General features: G+C 68.3%; 23 protein-coding genes and 2 pseudogenes. 15 read left to right on the top strand and 10 right to left on the bottom strand.

Annotated features, from left to right (window positions below; translation table 11 throughout):
• The first annotated feature begins 24 nt into the window (after nt 1–24).
• Together flhC and LXT13_RS10425 are read left to right on the top strand one after the other, a co-directional pair.
• Nucleotides 25–561, top strand: coding sequence for a flagellar transcriptional regulator FlhC (flhC, locus tag LXT13_RS10430; protein WP_233371852.1), 537 nt, complete (start codon nt 25–27; stop codon nt 559–561).
• A 20-nt stretch (nt 562–581) separates the two neighbouring features.
• On the top strand, nt 582–2,669 hold the full coding sequence (locus LXT13_RS10425; protein WP_233371851.1) for an O-linked N-acetylglucosamine transferase, SPINDLY family protein: 2,088 nt from the start codon (nt 582–584) through the stop codon (nt 2,667–2,669).
• On the opposite strand, the gene LXT13_RS10420 is transcribed toward LXT13_RS10425, so the two are convergent.
• Genes LXT13_RS10420 through LXT13_RS10410 form a run of 3 tightly spaced genes read right to left on the bottom strand, consistent with a single transcriptional unit; the run spans nt 2,666 to nt 5,546 of the window.
• The gene (locus tag LXT13_RS10420) at nt 2,666–4,243 is read right to left on the bottom strand and encodes an O-linked N-acetylglucosamine transferase, SPINDLY family protein (protein ID WP_233371850.1); all 1,578 of its coding nucleotides are present in this window, start codon (nt 4,241–4,243) and stop codon (nt 2,666–2,668) included. The two genes, LXT13_RS10425 and LXT13_RS10420, sit on opposite strands and share 4 nt — an antisense overlap.
• Nucleotides 4,240–4,908, bottom strand: a complete 669-nt coding sequence (locus LXT13_RS10415) for a class I SAM-dependent methyltransferase (RefSeq protein ID WP_233371849.1) — start codon at nt 4,906–4,908, stop codon at nt 4,240–4,242. Before LXT13_RS10415 ends, LXT13_RS10420 begins: the two co-directional genes overlap by 4 nt.
• A complete protein-coding gene (locus LXT13_RS10410) occupies nt 4,905–5,546 on the bottom strand; it encodes a glycosyltransferase family 32 protein (RefSeq protein ID WP_233371848.1) in 642 nt (213 codons plus the stop codon). Before LXT13_RS10410 ends, LXT13_RS10415 begins: the two co-directional genes overlap by 4 nt.
• 131 nt (nt 5,547–5,677) lie before the next feature.
• Here LXT13_RS10410 and LXT13_RS10405 point away from each other — a divergent pair, with 131 nt between their 5' ends.
• The 6 genes from LXT13_RS10405 (at nt 5,678) to LXT13_RS10380 (ending at nt 10,520) form a co-directional block, all read left to right on the top strand.
• Complete coding sequence (locus LXT13_RS10405; protein ID WP_233371847.1) at nt 5,678–6,739, top strand: glycosyltransferase family 2 protein; 1,062 nt, start codon at nt 5,678–5,680, stop codon at nt 6,737–6,739.
• A complete protein-coding gene (locus tag LXT13_RS10400; protein ID WP_233371846.1) occupies nt 6,733–7,488 on the top strand; it encodes a class I SAM-dependent methyltransferase in 756 nt (251 codons plus the stop codon). The genes LXT13_RS10405 and LXT13_RS10400 overlap by 7 nt, the downstream gene beginning before the upstream one ends.
• Before the next feature lie 89 nt (nt 7,489–7,577).
• On the top strand, nt 7,578–8,435 hold the full coding sequence (gene motA / locus LXT13_RS10395) for a flagellar motor stator protein MotA (RefSeq protein ID WP_233371845.1): 858 nt from the start codon (nt 7,578–7,580) through the stop codon (nt 8,433–8,435).
• 15 nt (nt 8,436–8,450) lie between these two features.
• The gene (gene motB, locus LXT13_RS10390; RefSeq protein ID WP_233371844.1) at nt 8,451–9,425 is read left to right on the top strand and encodes a flagellar motor protein MotB; all 975 of its coding nucleotides are present in this window, start codon (nt 8,451–8,453) and stop codon (nt 9,423–9,425) included.
• Between the two features lie 53 nt (nt 9,426–9,478).
• The gene (cheY, locus tag LXT13_RS10385; RefSeq protein WP_233371843.1) at nt 9,479–9,871 is read left to right on the top strand and encodes a chemotaxis response regulator CheY; all 393 of its coding nucleotides are present in this window, start codon (nt 9,479–9,481) and stop codon (nt 9,869–9,871) included.
• A gap of 13 nt (nt 9,872–9,884) precedes the next feature.
• Nucleotides 9,885–10,520, top strand: a complete 636-nt coding sequence (locus tag LXT13_RS10380) for a protein phosphatase CheZ (protein ID WP_419964661.1) — start codon at nt 9,885–9,887, stop codon at nt 10,518–10,520.
• 380 nt (nt 10,521–10,900) lie between these two features.
• Here the strand turns inward: LXT13_RS10380 and LXT13_RS10375 are convergent, their stop codons facing one another.
• The 3 genes and pseudogenes from LXT13_RS10375 to LXT13_RS10365 all read right to left on the bottom strand — a co-directional run.
• Nucleotides 10,901–12,136, bottom strand: a complete 1,236-nt coding sequence (locus tag LXT13_RS10375; RefSeq protein ID WP_233371842.1) for a type II toxin-antitoxin system HipA family toxin — start codon at nt 12,134–12,136, stop codon at nt 10,901–10,903.
• On the bottom strand, nt 12,136–12,408 hold the full coding sequence (locus LXT13_RS10370; protein ID WP_233371841.1) for a helix-turn-helix domain-containing protein: 273 nt from the start codon (nt 12,406–12,408) through the stop codon (nt 12,136–12,138). The genes LXT13_RS10375 and LXT13_RS10370 overlap by 1 nt, the downstream gene beginning before the upstream one ends.
• Nucleotides 12,409–12,529: 121 nt before the next feature.
• Nucleotides 12,530–12,658, bottom strand: a pseudogene (locus LXT13_RS10365) (IS6 family transposase); the annotation flags it as partial.
• Here LXT13_RS10365 and LXT13_RS10360 point away from each other — a divergent pair.
• A pseudogene (locus LXT13_RS10360) lies at nt 12,656–12,835 on the top strand (IS630 family transposase); the annotation flags it as partial. The pseudogenes LXT13_RS10365 and LXT13_RS10360 overlap by 3 nt on opposite strands.
• 195 nt (nt 12,836–13,030) lie before the next feature.
• On the opposite strand, the gene LXT13_RS10355 reads toward LXT13_RS10360, so the two are convergent.
• Nucleotides 13,031–13,774 (bottom strand): substrate-binding periplasmic protein, encoded by a 744-nt coding sequence (locus LXT13_RS10355; RefSeq protein ID WP_233371840.1) that lies wholly within the window; start codon nt 13,772–13,774, stop codon nt 13,031–13,033.
• 179 nt (nt 13,775–13,953) lie between these two features.
• Between LXT13_RS10355 and flhB the strand changes: the two genes are divergently transcribed.
• From flhB to LXT13_RS10325, 6 genes are all read left to right on the top strand, one after another.
• Nucleotides 13,954–15,129, top strand: coding sequence for a flagellar biosynthesis protein FlhB (gene flhB, locus LXT13_RS10350; protein WP_233371839.1), 1,176 nt, complete (start codon nt 13,954–13,956; stop codon nt 15,127–15,129).
• Nucleotides 15,130–15,246: 117 nt separating this feature from the next.
• Nucleotides 15,247–17,337, top strand: coding sequence for a flagellar biosynthesis protein FlhA (gene flhA, locus LXT13_RS10345; RefSeq protein WP_233371838.1), 2,091 nt, complete (start codon nt 15,247–15,249; stop codon nt 17,335–17,337).
• Between the two features lie 79 nt (nt 17,338–17,416).
• On the top strand, nt 17,417–19,066 hold the full coding sequence (gene flhF, locus LXT13_RS10340) for a flagellar biosynthesis GTPase FlhF (protein WP_233371837.1): 1,650 nt from the start codon (nt 17,417–17,419) through the stop codon (nt 19,064–19,066).
• An 11-nt stretch (nt 19,067–19,077) separates the two neighbouring features.
• On the top strand, nt 19,078–19,857 hold the full coding sequence (locus LXT13_RS10335) for a MinD/ParA family ATP-binding protein (protein WP_233371836.1): 780 nt from the start codon (nt 19,078–19,080) through the stop codon (nt 19,855–19,857).
• Between the two features lie 16 nt (nt 19,858–19,873).
• Complete coding sequence (locus LXT13_RS10330) at nt 19,874–20,587, top strand: RNA polymerase sigma factor FliA (RefSeq protein WP_233371835.1); 714 nt, start codon at nt 19,874–19,876, stop codon at nt 20,585–20,587.
• A gap of 63 nt (nt 20,588–20,650) precedes the next feature.
• Entirely contained in the window at nt 20,651–21,985 is a 1,335-nt protein-coding gene (locus LXT13_RS10325; RefSeq protein ID WP_233371834.1) for a methyl-accepting chemotaxis protein, read from the top strand.
• An 18-nt stretch (nt 21,986–22,003) separates the two neighbouring features.
• Here the strand turns inward: LXT13_RS10325 and LXT13_RS10320 are convergent, their stop codons facing one another.
• Genes LXT13_RS10320 through LXT13_RS10310 form a run of 3 tightly spaced genes read right to left on the bottom strand, consistent with a single transcriptional unit; the run spans nt 22,004 to nt 26,443 of the window.
• Complete coding sequence (locus LXT13_RS10320) at nt 22,004–23,842, bottom strand: GGDEF domain-containing protein (protein ID WP_233371833.1); 1,839 nt, start codon at nt 23,840–23,842, stop codon at nt 22,004–22,006.
• Between the two features lie 3 nt (nt 23,843–23,845).
• Nucleotides 23,846–26,065, bottom strand: a complete 2,220-nt coding sequence (locus LXT13_RS10315; protein ID WP_233371832.1) for a putative bifunctional diguanylate cyclase/phosphodiesterase — start codon at nt 26,063–26,065, stop codon at nt 23,846–23,848.
• Between the two features lie 9 nt (nt 26,066–26,074).
• A complete protein-coding gene (locus LXT13_RS10310; protein WP_233371831.1) occupies nt 26,075–26,443 on the bottom strand; it encodes an Hpt domain-containing protein in 369 nt (122 codons plus the stop codon).
• Between the last annotated feature and the right edge of the window lie 85 nt (nt 26,444–26,528).

The following is a 26,528-nucleotide window of genomic DNA, read 5'->3' as shown; positions in this document are numbered from 1 at the left end:
CAGTCACAGATTCCGGAGCCCACCATGCGCGTCAAGAGCATCCTCACCGAAGCCAAGCAGATCGAACGTGCCGTTCAGCTGATCCACCTCGGTGCCCGCCTGCAGGTGCTGGAGTCCGAGACCGACCTGTCCTACGAGCGCCTGCTGCGCCTGTACAAGGAAGTCAGCGGCAAGTCGCCGTCCAAGGGCCAGCTGCCGTTCTCGACGGACTGGTTCATGACCTGGCAGCCCAACATCCACGCCAGCCTGTTCCTGAACATCCACGAGTACCTGAACAAGGCTGCCGAGATGGACGAGATCGACACCGTCATCAAGGCTTACCAGCTCTACCAGGAGCAGACCCAGGCACAGGGTCTGGAAGCCATGCTGTCCGTCACGCGCGCCTGGCGCCTCGTGAAGTTCGTCGACAACGGCATGCTGACGCTGACGAAGTGCTCCAAGTGCAACGGCCAGTTCGTGACGCACCCACACGAAATCGCCCGCCACTTTGTCTGTGGCCTGTGCAACCCGCCCGCCCGCGCCGGCAAGGGCCGCGCTCAGGGTTCCATCCAGATGCATTGAGCCGGCAGGCCGGTCCGGTCGTGTCCGCCAGATCCGCACGTGCCAAGCTGGGCGCCGCCCCGCAGCTGCAGCGTGCCCAGGCCCTGCTCGCCGCCGGCCAGGGCAACGAGGCGGCGCAACTGCTGAGCCAGCTCGTCAACCAGTTTCCCGCCGAGCCCGAGCCCTGGCTCACGCTGGGCAACCTGCTGGCCGGTGCAGGCCAGTGGGCCACCGCCGAACGCTGCTACGCCGCCCGCTGCCGGCTGAAGCCGCCCGCCGCGCAGCCGTTCTACAACTGGGGCGTTGTGCTGGTGGAACTCGGTCGCCTGCCCGAAGCCGCCACCGCCTACGAGCGCGCCATCGCGCTCAAACCCGACTACGCCGCCGCCCATCACGCGCTGGCGCTGGTGCGCCAGCAGCAGCAGGCGTTCGACGCCGCGCTCACGTCGCTCGACCGCGCCGTGACGCTGGCGCCCGCGCATCCCGCCTACCGCATTGAGCGTGCGCGCGTGCAGATCAGGCGCGGCCGCTGGGCCGAGGCACTGACCGACCTGGACGCCGTGCCCGGGACAGCCGAGGCGTTGAACCTCCGTGGCATCGCCCTCAAGCACCTGCACCGGCTCGATGCCGCGCTGGACGCCTACGACCAGGCGCTGGCCCTGCAGCCCGACCATGCCGAGGCGCTCGGCAACCGCGGCAACCTGCGCCTGCTGGTGCGCCGGCTGGGTGGGGCCGCCGATGACCTGAACCGCGCCCATGCGCTGCAACCCGATGCCGACTGGCTGGCCGGTCTGCGGCTGTACGCCGCAATGCATCTGTACCGCTGGGACGGCTTCGACGCGAAGCTGGCCGCGCTGAGGCAGGCCGTCGCCGAGGGCCGCCGCGCCGTCCAGCCGCTGGCGCTCCAGTGCCTGCTGGATGACCCGTTCGCCCATCAGCAGGCCGCGCGCGTGTGGGCGCGGCACAGCTTCCCGCCACGCGCCGACGCGGTGCCGTCCCCGGCGCGCGGTGCTCGCATCCGGCTGGCCTACCTGTCGCGGGACTTCAAGTCCCATCCGGTGGCCTACCTGATGGCGGAGGTGTTCGAGCTGCACGACCGCGCGCAGTTCGAGGTCATCGCGCTGAACTACGGCCCGGCGCTGCCCGACGATCCGATGCAGCAACGACTGCGCGCAGCGTTCGACCGCTTCCTTGACGTGGAGGCCTTGTCCGACGCCGAGGTGGCGGCGCAGGCGCGCAGCCTCGACGCCGACATCGTCGTGGACCTGACCGGCCTGACCGACGGCGCTCGCGGCGGCATCCTGGCTGCGCGCGCGGCGCCGGTGCAGATGCAATACCTCGGCACGCTGGGCACGGCGGGCTCGCCGCTCGTCGATTACCTGCTTGCCGACGCGACACTGGTGACCGCCGACACCCGCACCGCCTATGACGAGCGGATCATCACGCTGCCCAGTTATCAGCCCAACGACCGGCGGCGTCCTCGCCCGGCGCGCGCGGACCGGGCGACGCTGGGGTTGCCGGAAGAGGCGGTCGTCTACGCCTGCTTCAACAACCCTTGCAAGCTCAATCCGTCCATATTCGCGACCTGGGCCGACATCCTGCATGCCGTGCCGGGCAGCCTGCTGTGGGTGCTGGATGAAGACGACGAAGCCCGCCTGAACCTGCGCGCGCACGCGGTGGCGGCCGGGCTGGATCCAGCCCGCATTGCATTTGCGCGGCGTACCGGCCGCGAGGCCTACCTGGCCCAGCTCGCCGCGGCCGATCTCTTTCTCGACACGCTGCCCTACAACGCCGGCACCACGGCCAGCGACGCCCTGTGGATGGGATTGCCGGTGTTGACGCAGGCGGGTCGGTCCTTCCCGGCGCGCGTGGCGGCCAGCCTGCTGCGGGCCGTTGGCCTGCCGGAGCTGGTCACCACGACGACGGCGGACTATGTCGCCGCCGCGGTCCGGCTGGGCGCGCAGCCGGGCGCGCTGCAGGCCATTCGGGGCCAGCTGGCGGCGCGCGAGGCCTCGGCGCTGTTCGACACGCCAGGCTTCACCCGCCATCTCGAAGCCGCCTTTCGCGAGGCGCACCGCCGGCGTGTCGCCGGGCAGGCGCCGCAGGACTTCGCCGTTTCGGCGGGTTAGGGGGGTAGGGCGGGCAGGGCGGCGGGCGCCTGGCCGGCCAGCGCGCGGGCCCACATGCGCTCGTACAGCGCTTCGAGCTCACGCGCCAGGCGGGGCGTGTCGTAGAGGGCGGCAGGTCGCGTCGCGATGCGGTCACGCAGCGTCTGGCGGGCCGATGCGTCAACCGCCAGCTGGCAGATGCGGTCGATGTAGCGGCCGGCGTCGGCCGTCACGCAATCCGCCAGCCCCGCTGCCGACAGGATGCTGGCGGCCACGCGGCCGGGGAAGCCATCGCCGACCAGCGTCACGACCGGAACACCGGCGGCCAGCAGGTCGCTGGTCGTCGTGTGGCCGTTGCAGGGCCAGCTGTCCAGCGCCAGGTCGGCCACCGCCAGCCGGTCCAGGTGCTCGTCCATGCCGACCGGCGGTGCGAAGACGATGCGCTCCGCCGCCACGCCGGCCTGGGCGGCAGCCGCCAGCAGCCGCGCATCCGCCTGTTCACCGCCGCTGAGTTGCCAGAGCTGGGCCTGCGGCAGCCGGTGCAGCAGGGTCATCCAGGCGGCCCACAGGTCGGGTGTGATCTTGTAGACGGCGTTGGCACTGGCGAGCACCAGCGCGTCGTCGCGCAAACCCAGCACTGCGCGCGATGGCGTGGCGCCCGCGGTGCGGTGACGGTCCTGCGGCTGGTAGCAGGCCGGCAGTTGCGCGATGCATTCGCTGTAATGGGCCGCATCGGCCAGCGGTGTGACGATGGGGTCGCCGATGACGTAGTCGATGAAGTCGGCGCCGCTGGTGCCCGGGAAGCCCAGCCACGTCGCCTGCACCGGCGCCGGCCGGCAGGCCAGGGCCGCCATGCGGCTGCCCGCGGTGTGGCCCTTCAGGTCGACCAGCACGTCGATGCCGTCAGCGCGGATGCGCCCGGCGGTCGCGGCCAGATCCAGCGCGCGCACGTCGACGACATGCCCGGCCGCGGCGCGCACGCGCTTCTGGAGCGCCGAGCCGTCATCCGGGCCATGCGAATACAGATGGATATCGAAGCGGCTGCGGTCGTGACATTCCAGCAGGTCGACGATCAGCGCCGCCGTGGCATGGGCATGGAAGTCGGCCGACAGATAGCCGATGCGCAGCCGCTCGCGTGCCACCGGCCGGCGTGTTGGCAGCGTCCGCAGGCCGCGCGCGAGGTGGCGGCTCGCCAGCGCGGCGGCCTTCTTCAGCTCCGCCGGCGTGTGCGGCAAGCCGACGAGGGCGAACGGCATGCCGAATTCATCGTCGGCGCCGTCGGGCTTGGCGGCGAGCGCGGCGCGCAGTGCGGCCAGGTCGGTGTCGAATTGCGTCCAGTCGGCGGCCTTCTGCGTTGCATGGATCAGATAGCCCTGAGCCATCACGCTGGCCGGTTCCAGCAGCGCCGGTGTGCGCAGCGCCTCGGCCGCCTGGCTGTGCAGGCCGAGCGCCTGCAGCGCGAAGCCCAGCTGCAGATAGGTGGCCGTGTCGGTGGGCGCCAGCGCCAGGGCCTGCAGCAGCAGGTCCACCGCCTCGGCCGCGCGGCCGGCGTGGCGCAGCTGTTCGGCCTGGCTGCGTAAGGTGGCAGGTGTCACGCGTCGGTCGTGTCAGGCGTCTTCCTGCTGGCGACGACCAGCAGCGACATGCCGTTGAAGAAGAACATGCCGTCGATCTGCCAGTCGGTGTACTTCTTGATCACGTTGGTCAGCGTGTACGGCGTGTACCAGCAGTTGTGGTCGGGGTGGACGACCTCGACGAAGGTCTGTGCGCCGCTGTTGTAGTCGAAGTGCCGGCGGAAGCACGAATAGGCGTCGGGTACCGTGATGATGTATTGCTGTGCGCCGACGGCATCGAGCTGCTTCAGGAAGCCCTGCACGTCCGGTACATGCTCCAGCACCTCGGGGCACAGTACTGTGTCGTAGGGGCCGGTCACATCGGCCCAGTCGCTGTAGAGCCGGCCGTTGACGTGCGGCTGCATCAGCGCGAAGGCCTCGCCGTGGATGTCGAAGCCGTCGAGCTGGCAGTGGGCGTCGAGCTGCAGGTGCAGGGATCGCTGCAGGTCGGTGATGGGCCAGTCCACGCAGCCGACATGCAGCACGCGCTTCTCAGCGCACAGCGCGGCGAACACGTCCAGCCGCGGCAGGCCGACGAAGTCTTCGCCGACCCTTACCTTCTGCACGAAGTACTTCTGGTGGGCGTATTCCAGCGGGGAGACGGGCAGGTCGGCCACGGGGCGTTCCGTTGCAAGTGCAGCGCTCATGCCACTTTCCTTTTGTGAAGCTCGTCGTACTTGCCCAGCGTGCTGCCCCATTCCTGGCCGGCGAAGACGGGGCCGCCGCCGGTGTATTCCAGGCCGGTGAAGTGGCGCGGGATGAAGAAATGGCTCGGCCAGATCGTTAGGCCCGTGTAGCGTTGCATGCGCACCTGCTCGGTCAGGTACAGCGGGCCGACGCTCTGCCAGGCCATGCGGTCGACAACGGTCGGTTCCTTCTGCAGGTCCAGGATCATCTGGCCGAAGAACGGGTTCTCGGGAATGGAGGCCACGTAGCCGGCAGCGATCAGCCCGGGGCGGATCAGCTCGTTCTCCCAGCTCGCACAGGCCTCGCCCTCGAACAGCCAGGGCGCCAGCGGGCGCTTGCAGATGCTGTCGGCGTCCACGACGAAACCGCCTTCGTGATACAGGATCTCCCAGCGCATCAGGTCAGCCACGCCGTTGAGTTCACGCTTGGCCATCTCGCGCATGTGCGCGGCGTTGACCCAGCCGTAGCTGGCCAGGTCGTCATTGCCCCAGACGCGGACGGTCCAGTCGGGGTTGTGCTGGCGCCAGGTGGTGATGCAGTTGTCGGGGCGCTTGGATTCGTCGCCGACCCAGATCACATGCAGGGTGCGGGGGATCATGGGAGAGCCTCCCGGGAATGCTGAAGGCTGACACTCTAGGCATTGCATGCGTTTTCGAAGCGTCGTGAAGCGGGGGAAATCCGGGTCTGACTCGCCGCCGGGCCGGGCTGGCGCCTGACCACAATGCCGGCATGACAGCTGCCGCCCTGCGCCGCCTGGCCCTCGTCGTGATCGCGCGCGACGAGGCGAGCCGCATCGCCCGGCTGCTGGACAGCGTGCGGCCGTGGGTCGACGAGATGCTGGTGCTGGACACAGGCTCCATCGACGGCACGCCGGCAGTCGCCCGTGCCCATGGCGCACGGGTCTCGGCCTTCACCTGGTGCGACGACTTCTCCGTGGCCCGCAACCAGGCGCTGGCGCTGGCGGGGGCCGACTGGCACCTGGTGTTGGACGCCGATGAATGGCTCATCGGCGGCGGCGAGGCCTTGCAGGCGCTGCGCGAGACGCCGCCAGGCTTCGTCGGCGCACTGCAGCTGCGCGACCGGTTCGACGGTGGGGCCGGCCAGCAGGGCGAGGCCGTAGACTGGCTCAGCCGCGTGTTGCCCGGCCCGCTGCGCTACGCCGGCCGGGTGCACGAACAGCCCGTCCACACTTTGCCCGTGCGGCGTCTGCCGCTGGTGGTGGGCCACGACGGCTATGTCAGCGAGCGCCTGGCCGACAAGCGCGGCCGCAACCGCCGGCTGCTGCACAAGGCGCTGGCCGAGGCGCCGGGCGACGCCTACCTGCACTACCAGTTGGGCAAGGATTGCGCTGTCTACGACGAACACGAAGCGGCGGAAGCCGCCTTTGCCCAGGCCTGCGCGCTGCCCGGCGTGGCGGCGGCGCCATGGTGGATGGACCTCGTTGTGCGCCGGCTGTTCGAGCTGAAATGCCTGGGGCGCCACGCGGACGCCATGGACTTCGCGCAGTCGCAGATGGCGGCTGGCGACGAATCGCCCGACTTCTTCTTCGCCATCGGCGACCTGCTGCTGGACCTGGCCGCCAGCCAGCCCGAGCAGGCCGGTGAACTGCTGCCGATGATCGAAGCTGCCTGGCAGCGCTGTCTGGTCCTGGGTGAGCGCCCCGAGCAGGTCGGTGCGGTCGTCGGGCGCGGCAGCTACCTGGCGGCGCACAACTTGGCCGTCGTGCTGGAGGGCACCGGCCGCAGTGCCGAGGCCTCCGCGCTGCGTGCCGCTCATCCGCGGCCGTGCTGAAGCGGCTCGTCACGGCCTGGCCACTGTCGGCGCTGGAGGTCTGGGTCGTCGCCTGGGCGGGCCATGCGGTGCTGTCGCCCTGGGGGCGCGAGGTGGCTTTCGTCGGCGGCGCGCTGCTGGGCGCGATGCTGGCGCTGTTGTTCCAGCGCCGCTGGCGGCGGTTGATTGCCGCACTCGGGTTTCCGGTGTCCACGTTGCTGCTGGGCTGGCAGGGCGACCTCGCGGCGTGGCTATGGCTGGTGCCGGTGGCGCTGCTGTGGTGGCTGTATCCACGACGTAGCTGGAGCGAGGCGCCGCTGTTCCCGACGCCGCGCGGCGCGCTGGCCCGGCTGCCCGCCGAGGCCCCGCTGTGCCCCGATGCCCGTGTGCTGGATGCCGGTTGCGGCGTGGGCGACGGCCTGCGTGAACTGCTGCACGCCTATCCGCAGGCCCGCGTGGAAGGGGTGGAGTGGAGCCGGCCGCTGGCGCTGCTGGCGCGCTGGCGGGCGCGGGGCGCGGTGGTCCGCCGGGGTGATCTGTGGGCGGACGACTGGGCGCCGTTCGCGCTGGTCTACGTCTTCCAGCGGCCGGAGTCCATGCCCCGGATCTGGGCCAAGGCCTGTGCAGAGCTGGCAGCCGACGCATGGCTGGCGAGCCTGGATTTCCAGGTGCCTGACGTCGTGCCCGCAGCCCGTTGGCAACTTGGCAACGGCCAGTTCGTGTGGCTTTACCGGCCTGCGCGGAAAGCTGCGCCAAACCCGGCCAATTGATGTGTTCGGCGCCAGACACGGACGGCATACTTTCTCAAGCCCCCCGGCATCGGGCCGATAAGGTCTGAAGAACTCCAACCCTTCAACGCATGTTCGTCCTCATCGGCTGGGCCGTTTCCATGGCCTGCATCTTCGGCGTGTTCATCGCCCACGGCGGGAACATCGGCGTGATCCTTCACGCGCTGCCGTTCGAGATGATCACCATCTTCGGCGCGGCCATCGGCGCCTTCCTGGCCAACAACCAGATGAAGGTCGTCAAGGCCACGGCCGCCGGCCTGGGGCGGTGCTTCAAGGGCAGCAAGTACAGCAAGGCGCGCTACATGGAGTTGCTGGCGCTGATGTACGACATCCTGCAGAAGGCCCGCAAAGAGGGCCTGATGTCCATCGAAAAGGACGTCGAGGACCCGCACTCCAGCCCGCTGTTCCAGAAGTACCCGAACGTCGGCACCGACCACCACGTCACCGAGTTCATCACCGACTACCTGCGCATGATGGTGTCGGGCAACCTGAACGCCCACGAGATCGAGTCGCTGATGGACAGCGAGATCGAGACCCACCACCAGGAAGAGCATGCCGCCGTCGCGGCGCTGCAGCGCCTGGCCGGCGGTCTGCCGGCCTTCGGCATCGTGGCCGCCGTGCTGGGCGTCGTGAACACGATGGGCTCGGTCGGCCAGCCACCGGCCGTGCTGGGCGGCATGATCGGCTCGGCGCTGGTCGGCACGTTCCTCGGGATCCTGCTTGCCTACGGCTTCGCCGAGCCGTTGGCCGGGCTGCTGGAGCAGAAGGTCGAGGACGGAGGCAAGGAATTCCAGTGCATCAAGACGACGCTGCTGGCGTCGATGCAGGGCTATGCGCCGCAGGTCGCGATCGAGTTCGGCCGCAAGGTCCTCTTCTCCGGTGACCGCCCGTCGTTCACGGAGCTTGAGAGTCACGTCAAGAAGAAGTGACGGTGGTGCACTGACATGGCCGGAGACGCCAAGAAGCTACAGCCCATCATCATCAAGAAGGTGAAGAAGGGCGGCCACGCGGCGCACGGCGGCGCGTGGAAGATCGCCTACGCCGACTTCGTCACGGCCATGATGGCCTTCTTCCTGCTGATGTGGCTGCTGGGCTCCACGACCGAGGGCGACAAGAAGGGGATCGCCGAGTTCTTCCAGTCGCCGCTACGCGTGGCCATGCTCGGCGGCTCGGGCTCGGGCGACTCCTCCAGCGTCGTGCGCGGCGGCGGCAAGGACCTCACGCGCGAGACCGGTCAGGTCAAGGAAGGCGACAGCAACGCCAAGAAAGCCAGCTACACGCTGCGCGCGCTGAAGGAAGAACAGCGCAAGGCCGAGAAGTCGCGGCTGGAGCAGCTCAAGACCAAGGTCGAGGAAGTGCTGGCTGAGAACCCCAAGCTCGCCGCGCTGGGCGGCCAGATCCGCCTGGACATGACGAAGGAAGGCCTGCGCATCCAGATCGTCGACGAGGGCAACCGCCCGATGTTCGACAGCGGCAGTGCTGTCGTGAAACCTTATATGCGCGATCTGCTGCGCGAGCTGGGCAGCGTGCTGACCGAGGTGCCCAACCGGCTGACGGTGGAGGGACACACGGATGCCCAGCCCTTCCCGGGCGGCGACAAAGGCTACAGCAACTGGGAGCTGTCGGCCGACCGCGCCAATGCGTCGCGCCGCGAACTGGTGTCCGGCGGGCTGTCGGAGGCGCGCATGCTGCGCGTGCAGGGCCTGGCCGCCAGCAAGCTGCTGGACGCGAAAGACCCCAACAGCCCGCTGAACCGGCGCATCAGCATCATCGTCATGAACCGCGATGCCGAGGACGCGGTGCTGAAGAACGTGCCCGACGACACCGAGTCCGATGCCGCATCTGCTGATGGCGGAGCCACACAACCGGCCCGGACCGGAAAAATGCCGCAAACTGAAACGTCGGCCCCAGCCCGCTAGAAACTAGACTGCAGGTTGATTGAGCCCCGCCTGCCCCCAGAGAGAGGATCGCCATGAGCGCTGACATGAAATTCCTGGTCGTTGACGACTTCTCCACCATGCGCCGCATCGTCCGCGGCCTGCTGAAGGAGATCGGCTACAACAACTGCGAAGAGGCCGAAGACGGCGTCGAGGCGCTGAGCATGCTCAAGGGTGCCAAGTTCGACTTCGTCGTCAGCGACATCAACATGCCCAACATGACGGGCTTCGAGCTGCTGAAGGCCATCAAGGAAGACCCCAACCTCAAGCACCTGCCGGTGCTGATGGTCACGGCCGAGGCGCGCAAGGAGGACATCGTGCTGGCGGCGCAGTCCGGCGCTGCGGGCTACATCGTCAAGCCGTTCACGAAAGCGACGCTCGAGGAGAAGGTCCTGAAGATCATGCAGAAGCTGGCCGCGGCGGCCTAACAGGGGGACTGCCATGTCGATGGAACAGCTGGACCAGTTGGCCAAAGCTTCGGAGCCGCTGCTGGTCTCCCCGGAAGTCTTTCAGCAGCTCGGCACGATCACGCGCACGTTGCACGACACGATGCAGCGTCTGGGCGTGATGCCCAAGCTGCAGGTGGCGACCGACGGCCTGCCCGATGCGCGCAGCCGCCTCAACTACATCGCCACCAAGACGGCCGCGGCAGCCGAGAAGGTGCTGAACTCCGTCGATCAGGCCAAGGCCGAGCATGCCGGGATCAGCGCCGCGACGCGCGATCTGGCGGCGGCCCTGGTCTCCGACCCGGTTCGTGCGGTGTCCAGCGGCGCGGTGATGAATTTCGTCAAGGACGTCGAGGCCCGCACTCAGAGCATCGACAGCCACTTGACCGACATCATGCTGGCCCAGGACTTCCATGACCTCACCGGCCAGGTGGTGGCCAAGGTCGTCACGCTCGCCAACGACCTCGAGGACAGCCTGGTCAAGCTGCTGGTGCAGGTCGTGCCGCCCGAGCAGCGAGAGAAGGTGGACCCCAACATCCTGCAGGGCCCCGTCGTCAATCCGGAAGGCCGCACCGATGTCGTGGCCGACCAGAGCGAGGTCGACGACCTGCTGGCGAGCCTGGGTTTCTGACCCACCTGAACTGCCCGATTCCCCTCGGGCAGTGAGCATTAGGCCGGCGGCAGCGCCGGCCTTTCTTCCAGCACGGCGCACTCCGAGATGTAGCGCTTCTTGGAATGGTTCGCTGCCACTGCGCCGCTAGCTGGCTCGCTCCCCATGGACCCGATCGCACGGGCGCGATCGCTCATCTTTGGTTCGAGGTGACCCGCCGCAGCGCCTCCATGCGCGCCAGATGCTGCGGCGTCAGTTGGGCACGCAGCGGTGCGCGGGCGGCGGTGGCGAGGTGATGGTCCAGTTGAGGGCCGTAGGAAACGCCGTTGTGACGTTGGTTGACGGTGTGATGCTGATGGGTAGCACCGCGGCACCATGCCGCCCGCGCAGTTCGAACCGCTTCAGGCTCTGGCGTACTCCATGCCGGCTTCCCACACGGACGCCATGAGGTCCAGCAACGTGCGGGGGATGCGCTCGTCCGCCCGAGCGTCCCGAAGCGTTTCACGCATGGCCTGGGCGATGCGCTCCAGCACCGGCCGCGGCCGCACCACGCCGCAGACATCGGTACCGAATCGAATCAGCTCTTCCGTGATCGGGTAGGCCTTCGTCTGGTGGCGGCCCGCGAACATCTTGAGGGCCATCGTTCGGTCCGTGTGCTCGTCGTCGCCGACGTAGCGCGTATAGGTGTAGACCGCGGTGGTCACGACATCGAACAAGGGCGACAACCGCGGATAGCCGACCTCTGGCACCAGCACGCCGAAGTTCTTCAGGTGCGCGTCTCCGTTGCGAACCATGACGCTCAAAGCCACTTGCTCGAAGAAGCGGTGCAGGTTCTCCGCCGGCAGTTGAAGGAACTTCAGTAGTTCGGCGATACGCTCATAGCTTCCCACGTACTTGCGCTCCGACAGCGCATCACGCACACGAAGGCCCATCAGCGATGCGATGTCCTCGAAGCCCAGGCGCGTGACCTGATCATTCGCGGCGGGCTCCAAATCGAAGCGGTCAATCACGAGCATCTGTCCGTCGTGGGAGAGATCGAACTCCGGCGTCAGGATCCCGGCACGTCGGGCGGCCGACAGGCAGAGGAACTCGTTGGCCGCCAGCCCCGCGTAGGCCGCGCTGGCCACCTTCACGATGACCGAGGGGATCGGAAGGGTCGCGCGGTCGGCAAGCATGAGCTTGGGCTGAACACCGGCAATGCCCGCGCCAGAGCTGAGGTAGGCGGACACCAGCTCGTCGAAAAACGCCTGCGAGAACGGTGTGGCCAAAAGCGCTTCTCTGTCGATGCGAACCTGCGCCCGTGCTGTGGTGTCGCCAGGCAAGCTGTAGCCCAGCCGCCCGATGCCGTTCTGGCCCATCATTGCCAGCAGATGCATGGGCCGCAGTTGCTGCTTCGGGAACATCAAGCTCAGTCGCAGCAGCAGGTCGCCTTCCGGGAGGTTCTGGTCCATGACGGGGAACAGGTCACCGTCCTGCCAAGTCGGCCGGGCGTGGGCCGGCATCAGGATGCCCACGCTCGGTTGCTCGGGGTCCGGGGTCGGGTACCGAAACTCGTAATTCGATGTCCGCAGGAGCTGGCCGCCAGGCTGCCCGTTGATCGAGACATCCAGAGCCGGGATCTTGTCGGGCAGCGCCATCAGTTGTCCTCGTCGCTATCGAGACTGAAGCGGGCCCGGACTTCGTCGAGCGTGGGCATGCGCGCGTGGTTCAAGGAAAGGCGCAGACCGAGCACCGAGAGCACCGCGAAGAGCGAGGACAGGGACACCTCTTCGCCCTTCTCCAAGCGGTAGACCACGTCGCGCACCCGGCCAGCTCGCTTGGCCACGTCTGTGACGCTGAGGCCGGCCTCAGTGCGAGCGCGCTGCAGCGCGGCTCCGAGATCCGTAGGAAGGGTAAAGCCGTCTTTCATAGACGACATTATCCGGTGTTATTCGAAAAATCTTGGGGTTCTGTCGTCCATGAACGACGCATTGGCGTTGGCGCTGTCGCGTTAGCGGAATCCGGTGGAAGTGCAGCGCGGTGGCGCGCGGTCAGCGGGTGGCCAGGCTGTAGAACCGGTCGGCGTCGAACAAGACCCGACCTTGATGGCAGCCCAGCTGCCGCGCCTTGATCATGTGCACGGTCTCGATGCCGGCGATGAGCCTGGCAGCCGACCAAAACTTGAGCGCAGGCAGCCGATGCTGCCTCTGGGCTTCGGCTACGTCGAGGGCGTCACGCACGACTACAAGCGTCACGGCACGACCACGCTATTCGCAGCGCTGAACGCGCTCAATGGCGCCGTGCTGGCCGCCTGCAAGCCGCGTCACCGGCACCAGGAGTTCATGTCCTTCCTGCGCGAGAGGAGTTCCGATTCAAGGACGGGACGGTGCTAACGGACCTGCAGGCGCAGGCCCTCGTTGGAGCCATGGCGGCGTTTAACGCAGCTGCGCCGGCCTTCCTCATGACTAGCGGTCCTGAATCGACGCTTTCAAAAGCAATCGGCATCGCAGTGTCCGGAATTGCCTGAAATCGCTTGGAGCAGCGTAGTCAGGCTATTCCGTCGGCGTTTCAGGTTGCATCGCCCGGATGGCCTGGTTGATCCGCTCCATCGTTTGCGGCAGGACCTGTCGCGAGCACACCAGATAGCGAAGTTCGCCGCGTGGCATGTCGGTGAATTCGATGCGCACGACCGGCAGCTCCGCAAAATCCTGCTCCTTGCGCAGCCAGCCGTAGTCTTCCTCGTCGATGAACATGTAATCGGCGCGGCGCATGGCGACCATGCGCGCCAGCTGCAACGGTGTGTGCTGCGCGCGCAGGGGAGGGCGGGCCGCGGCGGCCAGGTACTGGTCGAGCTGCACGCCGTAGGAGACGCCTTCCAGCACGCCGGGTTGCAGCGATGCGTCGGCAAACAGCTGGGCGAGCCGACGCAGGCGACGGATCTGTGGCGCCACGCTGCGATGGGCCAGTACCACCTGAGGGCGGTCGCGATGGATGGGCAGTGAAAAACGGGCGAAGGCCTGGCGCTCGGCATTCTTGTAGAAACCCGGCGAACACAGTGGCTCCCTGTCGGCCTGCAGGTTCTGCAGCGTACGACGCACAGGCACCTCGGCATAGCGGACGTCGAGGCCGGCACGCGTGAGCACACGCGCCGTACGTTCCATCAGGAAGCCGGCGGGCTTGCCCGCCTCCGTGTAACTGTAAGGCGGCTTGTCGCGGTACTCGATCGTCAGCGGCCCCTGGGCGAGGGCCGCGCCAGCGCAGAGCAGAAGTATCGAGGTGAGCAGATGACGCGGCATGGAAGGATTAGAGCGGTGCTCCATGTCGCCTTGACCCGTGCTGCGCGGTAATCCGTCACGCAGGGAGGCGGCTTTGGCCGATGGCCTGGATATGCCGGGCAAGCGCCCCGCTTTTCCGGCTCAAGCCTGCACGGGCGCCTCGAACAATTCGGCCAGCGCCTCCAAGGCGCGTCCATCCCATGGCCGACCACGACGCACAGGACCGCAACCTACCCGCCTCGCCCAAGAAGATCCAGCGATCTAGGGCCGAAGGCCAACTGCCGCGTTCGCGCGACCTGCCGCACTTCGCCATCATGGTGGCGGGCGGCGCCGTGCTGGCGGCGGCAGGCCCCCAGATCATCGAGAAGCTGCGACAGATGCTGGTCTCTGGCCTGCACTTCGATGCGCAGTTGCTGGCCCGGCCGGGCTTCATGGGCGAACGCCTCGTCGAGATGACGCTGGCCTTCGCGGCGGTCGCCGGTCCCGTCACCGCGCTGTTGATGGCCGTGGGCATTGCCAGCCATCTCGCCAGCGGCGGCTGGAACTGGACGATGAAGCCGCTGGCGCCCAAGTTCACGCACCTCAATCCCATCGAGGGGCTGGGCCGGCTGTTCACCGGCCAGGGCTTCGGCGCCGCGTTGAAGGCTGTGCTGCTGGCATTGGTACTGGGCGCCGTCGGCGCGATGGTGCTGAAGGACCGCCTGGCGGCCTACGTCAGCATCATGTCCGTGCCGCTGCCTTCGGCGCTGGCTTATGCCGGCCAGCAGCTGATGGGCGGGCTGGCCTTGCTGGCCGTCGCGCTGGCGGTGTTTGCCGCCATCGACGTGCCGCTGCAGCGCCAGCTGTGGATGCGCCGGCTGAGGATGAGCCGCGAGGAGGCCAAACAGGAGCTGAAGGAGGTCGAGGGCAACCTGGAGGTCAAGGCCAAGATTCGGGCGCGCATGCGCGAGATGGCCAAGCGCCGCATGCTGGCTGCGGTGCCGCAGGCCGACCTGGTGGTCATGAACCCGACCCACTACGCCGTCGCGCTGAAGTACGAGGAAGGCAAGATGGCCGCGCCCAAGGTCGTCGCCAAAGGCGCCGACCTGCTGGCCATGAAGATCCGCGATCTGGCCAGGGAGAGCAAAGTGCCGGTGCTGCAGCAGCCGGTGCTGGCCCGCGCGCTCTATGCCCACGCCAAGCTGGACCACGAGATCCCCGCCGCGCTGTTCGGTGCCGTAGCCCAGGTGCTGGCCTATGTCTACCAACTGCGCGCGGCGATGTCCTCGCGCCATGTGCCGCACCCCGAGACGCCCAAGCCGCATGTGCCGCCGGAACTCGACCCGCACAACAAGCCCGGCTGGCGGCCGGAGCCGGACGAGGACTTCGCGGAATAGCGCACGCCGGGCGAGCACTGAACAGGCCGGCTTTCCCGGCGCTTCTCTGCCTCAAGTTTTGCGTGCTGCGGCGAAGAATGAGGCCCATACAGGTCCGTTGCCCCGTTCCCTTCGCGCATGAACGCCCTCACCAGCAAACTGCAAGCCCTGCTCGGCCCGCGTGCCGGCATCATTGCCGCCCTCGGCGCGCCGATCGCCGTGCTGCTGGTGCTGTCGATGATGGTGCTGCCGCTGCCGCCTTTCGTGCTGGACCTGCTGTTCACCTTCAACATCGCGATGGCGGTGATGGTGATGATGGTGGCGGCCCACATGGTCAAGCCACTGGACTTCGCGGCCTTCCCGACCGTGCTGCTGCTGACGACGCTGATGCGCCTGTCGCTGAACGTGGCGTCCACTCGCGTCGTGCTGCTGCAGGGCCACACCGGCACGGGCGCGGCCGGCAAGGTCATCGAGAGCTTCGGCCACTTCCTGATCGGCGGGAATTTCGCGGTCGGTCTGATCGTCTTCGCCATCCTCGTCGTCATCAACTTCATCGTGGTGACCAAGGGCGCGGAGCGCATTGCCGAGGTCGGCGCGCGCTTCACGCTGGATGCGATGCCTGGCAAGCAGATGGCGGTGGACGCCGACCTGAATGCCGGCCTCATCAACGAGGCTGAGGCCAAACGCCGCCGCGCTGAACTGGGCGACGAAGCAGACTTCTTCGGTTCCATGGACGGTGCCAGCAAGTTCGTCCGCGGCGATGCGGTGGCCGGCATGCTGATTCTGGCGATCAACATCGTCGGGGGCTTCATCATCGGCGTCGCGCAGCACGGCCTGTCGGCCGGCCAGGCAGCGGACAGCTACATCCTGCTGGCCGTCGGCGATGCACTCGTCGCCCAAGTGCCGGCGCTGCTGATCTCGGTGGCCGCGGCCATGGTCGTGTCCCGCGTCGGCACCGACAAGGACATCGGCAGCCAGATCGGTCGCCAGGTCTTCGGCTCGGCCAAGAGCATCGCCATCACGGCGGCCGTCATCGGCGCGCTGGGCCTCATCCCGGGCATGCCTCACATCGTCTTCCTGCTGATCGCCGGCGGCCTTGGCTATCTCGCCTGGTGGTTGCGGAGCAAGGAGCAGGCGGCAGAGGCAGCCAAGGCCGTCAAGCCCATCATGCCGCCCAGTGAAGGCGCGGGTGAGGCGAGTTGGGAAGACCTCGTGCCTGTGGATACGCTGGGCCTGGAGGTGGGCTACCGGCTCATCACGCTGGTCGACAAGAACAGGGAAGGCGACCTGCTGAGCCGCATCAAGGGCGTGCGCCGCAAGTTCGCGCAGGAGGTGGGCTTCCTGCCGCCGCCCGTGCACATCCGAGACAACCTGGAGTTGCGCCCCAGCCAGTACCGCATCTCGCTGCGCGGCGCGGTCGTTGGCGAGGCCGAGGCCTATCCGGGCATGTGGCTGGCCATCAACCCGGGCCATGCGACGCAGAAGCTCATCGGCACGCCCACCACCGACCCGGCCTTCGGCCTGCCAGCCGTGTGGATCGAGGAGCGCCAAAAGGAGATGGCCCAAATGAGTGGGTTTACGGTCGTTGATTGCTCGACCGTCGTGGCCACCCACCTTTCACACTTGATGCAAGTGCACGCGGCCCGTCTGCTGGGTCGCGTGGAGACGCAGGCCCTGGTGGAACACCTCACCAAGCAGGCGCCCCAATTGATCGAAGACGTGATTCCCAAGATGGTCAGCATCGCCACCCTGCAACGTGTCCTCCAGCTGCTGCTGGAAGAGGGCGTGCACGTGCGCGACATGCGCTCCATCGTCGAATGCCTGGCCGAGAACGCCGCCACCGTGACCGACCCGCAGGAACTCGCCCGCCGTATCCGCGTGCATCTGGCGCCGGCCATCGTGCAGCAGATCTACGGCAGCGTGAAGGAGCTGGACGTCATCGCGCTGGAGCCTGAGCTCGAGCGCCTCGTCACGCAGGCGCTGAACTCGCCTCACGGTGCCGCGCTGGACCCTGGCGTGGCGGACACGCTGGCCAAGAGCGCCGCCGACACCGCGCAGAAGCAGGAAGATCGTGGCGTGCCCGCCGCGCTGCTGGTGCCCGACCTGATCCGTGCACCCATGGCGCGTCTGCTCAAGCGCGCCGCCCCCCGGCTCAAGGTGCTTGGCCATAGCGAGATTCCTGAAACCCACACCATCCGCATCGGCTCCATCATCGGAGGTGCTGCTTGATGTGCCCTCACGCTCATTTTCATTCGCTGCCCCCCAAGGGGGCGCTCGCCTCCTTTGAGGCGGCTCGGCAGGAGGCCCCATGAACGTCCGCAAATTCACCGCAAGAACGTCTCGCGAGGCACTCGCGCTCGTCAAGCAGGCGTTCGGACCCGATGCCGTCGTGCTGTCCAACAAGAACGTGCCTGAAGGCGTGGAAGTGCTGGCTATGGCGCCGGAAGGCATGGGGCAGATCGAGCAGATCGCCCAGACCGCGCCGCGCACCGTGGCCCGGCCGGCCGCGCAGCCCGCCGCCCAGCAGCCACAGGCGCGCGCGCCGTTCGCTGAGCGCGCCCGCATGGAGCCCAGCTTCGGCGCGCCCGAGGTGCGCAACGATGTCGAGCAGCTGGCGATGAGCACGCTGAGCTTCCAGGACTATGTGCGCGAGCGCGTGCTGCGCCGCCGTCAGGCCGAGCTGGCCGGGCAGCCGGACCCGCTCGCCACGCCGCAACCCGCGCCGCAGGCGCCAGCCGCCGTGTCGCTGGACGCCATTCGCGCGCAGCGTGAACGCCGCGCTGCCGAAGCGATGGCCGCGCTCGCGCCCCGCCGCGCTGCGGCGCCCGCGCAGGGCGAGCCACGTGCCGCCCGGCCGGCACCGCCCGTGCTGCGCGACGAGATCCGCATTCCCACGGCCACCACGCCGGCGCCGCAGCGTCCGGTGCCGCAGCTCAGCGACATCGCGACTGCCGAACCGCTGCCGCTGCCCGGTCAGCCGACTTCCGCCCAGCGCGGCCAGATGGACATGGCCGCGGAACTGCGCCAGATGCGCGGCCTCATCGAGGAGCGCTTCTCGTCGCTGGCCTTCATGGAGAAGCTGCAGCGCCAGCCCGTGCAGGCGCGACTGACGCAGAAGCTGCTGGAACTGGGCTTCTCGCCGGCGCTGGTGCGCAAGCTGGCCGAGAGCTGCCCGTCCGACTTCAAGGCGGGCTCGCCGCAAGACCCGGTCGACGAGACCGCCTGGGCCGCCCATGTGCTGTCGCGCAACCTGCAGACCGATGAAGCCGCCCCCGCCATCGAGGACCGCGGCGGTGTTTTCGCGCTGATCGGCTCCACCGGTGTCGGCAAGACGACGACGACCGCCAAGCTGGCCGCGCATTTCGCCACCAAGTACGGCGCCAGCCAGCTGGGCCTCATCACGCTGGACGCCTACCGCGTCGGCGCCCACGAGCAGCTGCGCGCCTACGGCCGCATCCTCGGCGTACCGGTGCACACCGCGCACGACCGCGCCTCGCTGGACGACCTGCTCGAGCTGCTGTCCAGCAAGAAGTTGGTCCTCATCGACACCGCCGGCATGGCCCAGCGCGACAGCCGCACGCAGGAGCTGCTGGAGATGCTGGCCCACCCGAGCATCAAGAAGCTGCTCGTCATCAATGCCGCACAGCAGGGCGAGACGATCGAAGACGTCGTCAACGCCTGGAAGGGCGCCGCCTGCGAGGGCGTGGTGCTCAGCAAGATCGACGAGGCCGTCAAGCTGGCACCGGCGCTGGACACGCTGATCCGCCACCGCCTGAAGGTGCTGGGCGTGGCCAACGGCCAGCGCGTGCCGGAGGACTGGCACCGGCTGCCCAGCGTGGCGCTCGTTCAGCGTGCGCTGAAGGGTGCGGCCTCCGGTGCCTGGCGCATGGACAACACCGACGTGAACCTCATCTTTGCCGGAGCGCCGCTGACCGACGGCATGCGGGCCATCCACTGACGGAGACGACGATGCTTCAAGACCAGGCCCACGGTCTGCGCCGCCTCTTCGCGGCCTCCAAGACGCGTTTCGTGCCCGTTGTCAGCAATCCGCGGGTCATGGGCGCCGGCGTGCTTCTCGAAGGGCTGTGCGCCGCCTTCAGCGAGCTGAACCTCCACACCCTCGTCGTCGACGCAGGCGAGCACTCGCCGCAGCCGTCTGAGCTCGCACAGGTGGACCTGTCCAACTGCATCGAGCGGCTGTCGTCCAAGGTCAGCTATCTGGCAGCCCGCGGCCTGCCGCTGCGCCACATCAACGCCCAGGGGTCGGCGGCGTCGTTCCTGGAGGCCGTCGCCAACGCGGCGCCGCAGGCGGATGTCATCCTGCTGCACGCGCCGGCGGCTGAGCTGGCGCGCGTCGTTGCGCTGCGCGAGGTGCGCCCGCTGCTGCTGGCCGACACCGAACCTGCCAGCGTCACCGAAGCCTACGCGGGCATGAAATGGCTCACACAACGCGCCGGGCTCATGGTCTACAGTCTGTTGATGGCCTGCCACCCTCAGCTGCGCGTGGCCACACGCATCGCGCAGCAGCTCCATTCCTGCGCCGACGGTTTCCTCGGCGCAGTGCTGCGCGACTGGGCCTGCCTGGACCCGAAAGCCTCCCAACACGCACCGCTCACTCCCGAACTGCGCCACTTGGCCCGCGAGCTGCTGCTCGCCGCGCCGCCCGGCGCCGCGCTCGATGCGGCGTCCGATGCGACCCCGCTGCGCCCGGCGCGCATGGCGTCCAATCCCCTCATCGCAGCGCACTGAACCGCCGGAGTTCACGATGTACACGCCCAAAGGCCGCCTAGACAACAGCACGCTGATCAAGCAGTACAGCCCGCTGGTGCGACGCCTGGCGCACCAGATGATTGCCAAGCTGCCAGCCAACGTGGAGGTGGACGACCTGATCCAGGTCGGTCTCATCGGCCTGACCGACGCGCTGTCGCGCTTCGACGTGGAGCAGGGCGTGCAGTTCGAGACCTTCGCGACGCAACGCATCCGCGGTGCGATGCTGGACGAGCTGCGCGGTGGCGACTGGATGAGCCGCGGTACCCGCCGCCAGCAGCGCGAGATCGAGCAGGCGGTGCACAAGGTCGAGCAGCGCCTGGGCCGCGCGCCGCGGGAGGACGAGATCGCTGCCGAGATGGGCCTGCCGCTGGCCGAGTACCAGGAACTGCTGTCCAAGGTGCGCGGCACGCAACTCGTCTACCTTGAGGACATGTCGGGCGACGACGGTGATGACGACTACCTCGACCGTCACGTGGCCGATGACAGCTGCAACCCGATGGCCTTGCTGCAGGACCACCGCATGCGCGAAGCGCTGGTGGCCGCCATCAAGAACCTGCCCGAGCGCGAGCAGTTCGTGATGAGCATGTACTACGAGCACGACATGAATCTCAAGGAGATCGCTGCCGTTCTCAAGGTTACCGAGTCGCGCGTGTGCCAGCTGCACAGCCAATCAATTGCGAGGTTACGGGTTAAGCTGCGTGACTGGTGACGTAAGGGGCAGCTGCTCATGGCGGCCCCGGCGGACGGCGGGGGCACGTGCATGCTGAGATGGATGAAGGGCGGCAGAGAACCCGCCGTTGTGTCACAGGACGAGCCGGTGCGGCGGGGCGATGGCCCGGCGCTGGACGTGGTCAAGCGGCTGTCGCGGTCGATGTCCACCGTGGGCCGGGATGCGGCCGAAGTGCGCGGTGCGCTTGAAGACACGCAACGCGTCGTGCAGGCCCAGGGTCAGGCGATGCAGGCGCTGGCGCAGCAACTCCATCAGATCGGCGCAGCCCAGGCTGCCATCGCCGCGGCCACGTCTGAAAGCGCCACGGCCGTGCAGCGCGCCCGCGACGCGCTCGGTGTGGTCGGTGGCGAGGTGGGTGGCATGGCCGCGACGCTGGCCCAGGTGTCTGACGCCGCGGCCGAGATCACGAAGATTTCGCTGCAGACGCGGCTTGTCGCGTTCAACGCGGCCGTCGAGGCCAAGCATGCCGGCGAGGCGGGGCGTGGCTTTGCTGTCGTGGCCGAGGCCGTGAAGGCGCTCGCCGGTCAGGTGGAGTCGTCGTCCAAAGCCATCGTCGGCGCCATTGCCAGCCTGCAGGAGCGCATCGATCGCTTCAGCAACGAGCTGACCGAAAACCCGGGTCGGCCGAGCCAGATCCACGCGGCCTTCCACGAGGTGGAGCAGGACGTGGGTCGCATCGCCACGTCGGCCACCGAGAGCGGTCGGCAGATGCAGCTGCTCAACGAGCGCGCGCAGCAGCTGGAGCAGGAGGTGATGGAGGCCACTCGCGGGTTGAAGGTTGCCTTCGATGGCAGTGACCGCTTCCTGCGCATGTCCGAGGACCTCGTCGAACAGCTGGCCAACAGCGGCGTCGAGGTCGACGACATGCCCTTCATCCGCACGGCCCAGCAAGTCGCAGGCGACATTGCCGCGCTGCTGGAGGGCGCGCTGCGCGACGGCCAGATCAGCGAGGCGGACCTGTTCGACGAGAACTACCGTCCCATCGCCGGCACCGACCCGCAGCAGCACCTCACCCGCTTCTGTGGGTTGACCGACCACCTGTTTCCGGAGGTGCAGGAGCGGGGCTTGGGCCTCAGCGACAAGGTCGTCTTCTGCATCGCCGCCGACCGCAACGGCTACATCGCGACGCACAACCGCAAGTATTGCCAGCCGCAGCGCCCGGGGGACACCATCTGGAACACGGCCAACAGCCGGTATCGCCGCATTTTCAATGACCGCACGGGCCTGGCCTCGGCGCGCAATACGAAGCCGTTCCTGCTGCAGACCTACCGCCGCGACATGGGTGGCGGACGCTTCGTGCTGCTGAAGGAGGCGGCCGCGCCCATCATCGTCCGCGGCCGGCACTGGGGCGGCCTGCGCCTGGCGTTCAACTTTTGACCGGCCGCGCAGGCGCGGTCACTCGGCGATGCACGCCCGGTTCTTGCCCGTGTGCTTGGCCTCGTACAAGGCCACGTCGGCGCGGTCCAGCGCCGCTTCCAGCGTCTCGCCGGGCCGGTAGAGCGTCACGCCGGCCGAGAATGTGACGAACACGTCCTTGCCTTCGTGGTTGAAGAGGGCCGACGACAGCGAGCGCTGCAGCCGCACGAGCACGGCTTGAGCTTCGTCCAGCGGCGTGTTGGGCAGCATCAGCACGAACTCCTCGCCACCGTAGCGCGCGACCATGTCGCCCGGGCGCAGCGATGCCTGCGTGCGTTCGGCCAGCGACTTCAGCGCGATGTCGCCCGCGTGGTGGCCCAGGCTGTCGTTGAGCTTCTTGAAGTTGTCGATGTCCAGCAGCGCCAGCGCCATCCGGGTGGACTCGCGTTCAGCCTTGGCCTGTTCGATGCCGAAGGCCTGGATGAGGCCGCGACGGTTGGCGACCTGCGTGAGCTGGTCGGTGTGGACTTCGTTGGACAGCCGGCGCAGCTCGCCCTCCAGTTCCTCGACGCGCTGCGTCAGCGCGCTGGCGCGGTCGTGCTCCAACGTCAGTCGTGCCTGCGTCTGCGCGACCAGGCCCTGCACGCTGCGGCTTTCCTCCACCATCTCGCGCACGGTGCCGGCGAGACTCTCCAGTGAGTCCGCCTGCTCGATGGCGTCGGCGTAGCGACCTACGCTGTTCTGGAAACGGTCCGTGTGCTGGCCCAGTTCGCCCAGCTCGGCCAGCATGCGCTGGATCAGGCCCTTCAGCGCATCGCGCGCCTTGGAGCGTTCCTCGCGCAGCGCCCTCTGGCGTTCGCGCGTGCCGGTCAGCAGCTCGGAGACGGTGCGCACGCCGCGGCCGGACAGACCTTGGGCGAGCGTGTTATTCATCGCCTCGGCCTGGCCCTTGGCCCAGGAATCGTCCTCGGCGAGGTCCACCAGGCTGGCGCTCAGCTCGCGGCACAGTCCGCCCATTTCGTCGAAGAGATGGCGGCGGTGGTCAAGCAGGTGGCGCGCGCGCAGGCACAGTGCGGCCATCTGCGCGGCACGCTCCGGGCTCGCGCTCTGGTCCTTCAATTCGGCCTGGGCGGCGTCGAGTTCGCGGATCAGCGCGTCGGCCGGCGTGGCCTCGGACTGCGGCGAACGCAGCGCATGGCGCACCGTGCCGTTGAGTTCGGCGCTGACATCCCGCCACGGCGCCAGGTCCACGGGCAGGGCAAGGTCGCCGATGCGGGCCGGCTCGTCCAGTTCACCGCTGTCCTTGAAGCCGGTATCCGCAAAGCCGCTGTCGACGAAGAGCTGGCTTGGCGTGCCGCCGTCCTCGTCGGTCTCCACTTCGCTGCCGTCGCCGTCCTTGTCCCAGCTGGCAACCAGCTGCATCAACCGCTTGACGAGCTTGGTGCCGTCGCTGCGGCCCAGTTCCAGCGCCCGCTGCACGCCTTCCTTCTTGCGCGCCAGCGTCCACTGCCGGCCACCGCGTTCCAGCCCGCGCATGAGGCGCTCGATGGCCTGCGCCAGCGCTTCCGCCTGGGCGGCCGGACCGGCCTCGTCGAGCAGCTTGTCGACCTGGCGTTGCAGGTCGTCGTAGCGTTGTTCGCGCAGCTTGGTCTGCAGTTCCTGGCGCGTGGTGCCCGAGGGCAGCGCCAGGCTGATGAGCCGGGCCATCAGTTGCTGGGCGCGCTCCGGCACGGCACCGTTGCCGGCCGGGGGCGCTTCGCCGCCTGCCTCGATGGCATAGGCGCGGGCGTAGTTCTCCGGGGTGGGTTCCAGACGCGCCTGGGCCAGGCGCTGCAGCGCCGCCTTGGCAAGTTGGGCCGGAGGCAGCGTCGAGCGCATCGCTCAGCGGTGGCCGCGGGCCAGGTCGGTCGAACCGTCGGCCTGGGTGATCCAGGGCGCCTTGCGCGGCAGCACGGTCTGGGCGATCCAGCGTTCCAGCTCGTCGGCGGGCAGCGGCTTGCTGAACAGGAAGCCCTGCATCAGCGAGCAGCCCAGGCGGTGCAGTACTTCCATCTGGCGCAGCGTCTCCACGCCCTCGGCGATGACGCGCAGGCCCAGCGCCCGCGCCAGCGCGATGATGGCCGTGACGACGGCCGAGCTCTGCGGCGTGATGCCGAGGTCGCGCACGAAGGTGCGGTCCACCTTGACCTCGGAGATGGGCAGGGTGGTCAGGTAGGCCAGTGACGAGTAGCCAGTGCCGAAGTCGTCGATGGAAATCTCGACGCCGACTTCGTTGAGGCGGTGCAGAGACGGGATGACGTTCTGCAGATCCTTCATCAGGTTGTTCTCGGTGATCTCCAGCTGGATCGACCGGTGCGGCACGCCATAGGCACTGACGCACTGGTGGATGTGCTCGACGAGATCGGTGCGCTCGAACAACCGGCTGGGCAGGTTCACGGCGATGGAGTCGCTGAAGCCGAACTGCAGCGACCACAGCTTGGCCTGGCGAGCGGCTTCCTTCAGCGCCCACTCGGACAGCGGCACGATGAGGCCGGTTTCCTCGGCCAGCGGGATGAAGTCGGCCGGCGGTACCAGCACGTTGCCGCGCTGCCAGCGCATCAGCGCCTCGGCGCCCACCATGCGGGCAGCGCGCACGTCGATCTTGGGCTGGTAGTGCAGCACGATCTCGTTGCGCTCTAGCGCCTTGTGCAGCGCGCTTTCCAGCTCCAGCTTCTGCTTGCCGTGGCCGGCGAGCTGGGGCGAGTACACGGCCGACGCATTGCGGCCCTGGCTCTTGACGGCGTACATCGCGACGTCGGAGTTGCGCAGCAGGTCGGCCATGCTCTGGCCGTCGCGCGGGTAGATGGCGATGCCGACGCTGGCCGTGACGAAGCACTCCTGGCCGCCGACGAAGATCGGCTCGCGCAGCGAGTCCAGCACGCGGTCGGCGACGCGCTCGGCATCGCGCTCGTCGGTCACTTCCGGCAGCAGCGCGACGAACTCGTCGCCGCCCAGCCGGCCCACGGCTTCCAGACCGCGGTGGCTGCGGTTGCCGAGGCCTTCGAGCACGCCTTCCATGATCTGGTCGGAATGGCGCACGCAGCTGCGCAGCCGGCGGCCCACCTCGATGAGCAGCTCGTCGCCGGCCGCATGGCCCAGCGTGTCATTGATGACCTTGAAGCGGTCCAAGTCGATCAGCAGCAGGCCCACCTCGTGCCCGCCGCGGCGTGCACTCTCGATCGCCCGCTCGACGCGCCAGATGAGCTGGCGCCGGTTGGGCAGGCCGGTGAGGGCGTCGAAATGGGCGAGCTGCCGGATGCGGTCCTCGGCCTGGCGGCGGTCGGTCACGTCCTGCAGGATGCCCGTGTAGCCGCTGACGCTGCCGTGCTCGTTGAACTCCGGCTCCGCCTCGATGTGCACGACGCGCTGGCGGCCATCGGGCAAGGTCAGCGGCAGGTCGGTGATGAGGACGGAGGTGTGCGCGATGACATCGCGCAGCAGCCGCATGAAGACATGGCGGTCGTCGCCCGGCACCATGCGCATGACGCTGATGTAGTCCAGCCGGTCCTGCGGACCGCGACCGAAGACGCGCAGGCCCTCGGCGGAGATCGAAAAGCTGCCCGGCACGCCACGGCGCCACTCGAAGCTGCCCATGCGCGCCAGGTCCTGGGCGCGGGCCAGCTTGGCCTTGCTGCGCTCCAGCTCGAGCCGCGTGCGCGAGCTGCGCAGCAGGTAGCGCAGGCGCCCCACCAGCAGGCTCCACTGCGGCGACTTGACGAAAAAGTCCGTCGCGCCGGCCTGGTAGGCGCGGTTGATGGAGGCCTCATCGTCCAGGCCGGTGAGCATCAGCACGGGCAGCGACTCGAAACCCGGCGTGGCGCGCAGCAGCGAACAGGTCTCGAAGCCATCCAGCTCGGGCATCAGCGCGTCCAGCACGACAACGTCGGGCGGACGCACGGACAGCTGTGCCAGGGCGTCGCTGCCGCTGGCCGCTTCGGTGACCTCGAAGCCGCGCTCGCGCAGCGCGGCAGCGGTCAGCAGCAGGTTGACTTCGTCATCGTCCACCAGCAGCACGCGCGGCTGCGGCGGCAGGTCATCCAGGTCTTGGCCAGCAGGCTGCATGGGCTGGCCTCACAGCAGCGCGGCGAGCGCCGCGCGTACCTGTTGGATGTCGTCGAGCATGGCGTCCAGCTGCTCGGCCAGGCCATCGCTGCGACCCTCGCGGGCCATGGCCTCGATGTCGGCGCAGCGCGCGGCCAGCGCCATCGCGCCCAGGCTTGCCGAAGAGGACTTCAGCGTGTGGGTCACGTGGCGGATGACGGTGTAGTCGGGGGTGGGCGCAGAGCGCGCGCGGGCGAGATCGGGAAGCAAGCGGTCCAATGAACTGGAAAAGGCCGCCACGACGCGCTCCAGCAGCTTATTGCCGCCGCTAGGGTCGAGCTCGCGCAGGCGTCTGATCGCCTCTTGATCGAGCAAGGCTGCGGAGGATGAAGCGGTCATGGGCGGCTAGGCACGGGGCATCCGCAAATGTAGCTTGGCGCAGGGGGGGCGGCGACGCGAAGAATTGCACAGATTTGCACGGCAG

It is taken from the genome of Pelomonas cellulosilytica (assembly GCF_021353265.1).
In the GTDB taxonomy this organism is placed as follows: domain Bacteria; phylum Pseudomonadota; class Gammaproteobacteria; order Burkholderiales; family Burkholderiaceae_C; genus Pelomonas; species Pelomonas cellulosilytica.
This window is presented reverse-complemented; position numbering and strand designations above follow the sequence as displayed.

Bases quoted from the DNA above. Each gene is read 5' to 3' on its own strand.
- flhC (WP_233371852.1), top strand. From the start codon at position 25: ATGCGCGTCAAGAGCATCCTCACCGAAGCCAAGCAGATCGAACGTGCC.
- LXT13_RS10415 (WP_233371849.1), bottom strand. From the start codon at position 4,908: ATGAGCGCTGCACTTGCAACGGAACGCCCCGTGGCCGACCTGCCCGTC.
- LXT13_RS10410 (WP_233371848.1), bottom strand. From the start codon at position 5,546: ATGATCCCCCGCACCCTGCATGTGATCTGGGTCGGCGACGAATCCAAG.
- LXT13_RS10405 (WP_233371847.1), top strand. From the start codon at position 5,678: ATGACAGCTGCCGCCCTGCGCCGCCTGGCCCTCGTCGTGATCGCGCGC.
- motA (WP_233371845.1), top strand. From the start codon at position 7,578: ATGTTCGTCCTCATCGGCTGGGCCGTTTCCATGGCCTGCATCTTCGGC.
- motB (WP_233371844.1), top strand. From the start codon at position 8,451: ATGGCCGGAGACGCCAAGAAGCTACAGCCCATCATCATCAAGAAGGTG.
- cheY (WP_233371843.1), top strand. From the start codon at position 9,479: ATGAGCGCTGACATGAAATTCCTGGTCGTTGACGACTTCTCCACCATG.
- LXT13_RS10380 (WP_419964661.1), top strand. From the start codon at position 9,885: ATGTCGATGGAACAGCTGGACCAGTTGGCCAAAGCTTCGGAGCCGCTG.
- LXT13_RS10375 (WP_233371842.1), bottom strand. From the start codon at position 12,136: ATGGCGCTGCCCGACAAGATCCCGGCTCTGGATGTCTCGATCAACGGG.
- LXT13_RS10370 (WP_233371841.1), bottom strand. From the start codon at position 12,408: ATGAAAGACGGCTTTACCCTTCCTACGGATCTCGGAGCCGCGCTGCAG.
- LXT13_RS10355 (WP_233371840.1), bottom strand. From the start codon at position 13,774: ATGCCGCGTCATCTGCTCACCTCGATACTTCTGCTCTGCGCTGGCGCG.
- flhB (WP_233371839.1), top strand. From the start codon at position 13,954: ATGGCCGACCACGACGCACAGGACCGCAACCTACCCGCCTCGCCCAAG.
- flhA (WP_233371838.1), top strand. From the start codon at position 15,247: ATGAACGCCCTCACCAGCAAACTGCAAGCCCTGCTCGGCCCGCGTGCC.
- flhF (WP_233371837.1), top strand. From the start codon at position 17,417: ATGAACGTCCGCAAATTCACCGCAAGAACGTCTCGCGAGGCACTCGCG.
- LXT13_RS10335 (WP_233371836.1), top strand. From the start codon at position 19,078: ATGCTTCAAGACCAGGCCCACGGTCTGCGCCGCCTCTTCGCGGCCTCC.
- LXT13_RS10330 (WP_233371835.1), top strand. From the start codon at position 19,874: ATGTACACGCCCAAAGGCCGCCTAGACAACAGCACGCTGATCAAGCAG.
- LXT13_RS10325 (WP_233371834.1), top strand. From the start codon at position 20,651: ATGAAGGGCGGCAGAGAACCCGCCGTTGTGTCACAGGACGAGCCGGTG.
- LXT13_RS10320 (WP_233371833.1), bottom strand. From the start codon at position 23,842: ATGCGCTCGACGCTGCCTCCGGCCCAACTTGCCAAGGCGGCGCTGCAG.
- LXT13_RS10315 (WP_233371832.1), bottom strand. From the start codon at position 26,065: ATGCAGCCTGCTGGCCAAGACCTGGATGACCTGCCGCCGCAGCCGCGC.
- LXT13_RS10310 (WP_233371831.1), bottom strand. From the start codon at position 26,443: ATGACCGCTTCATCCTCCGCAGCCTTGCTCGATCAAGAGGCGATCAGA.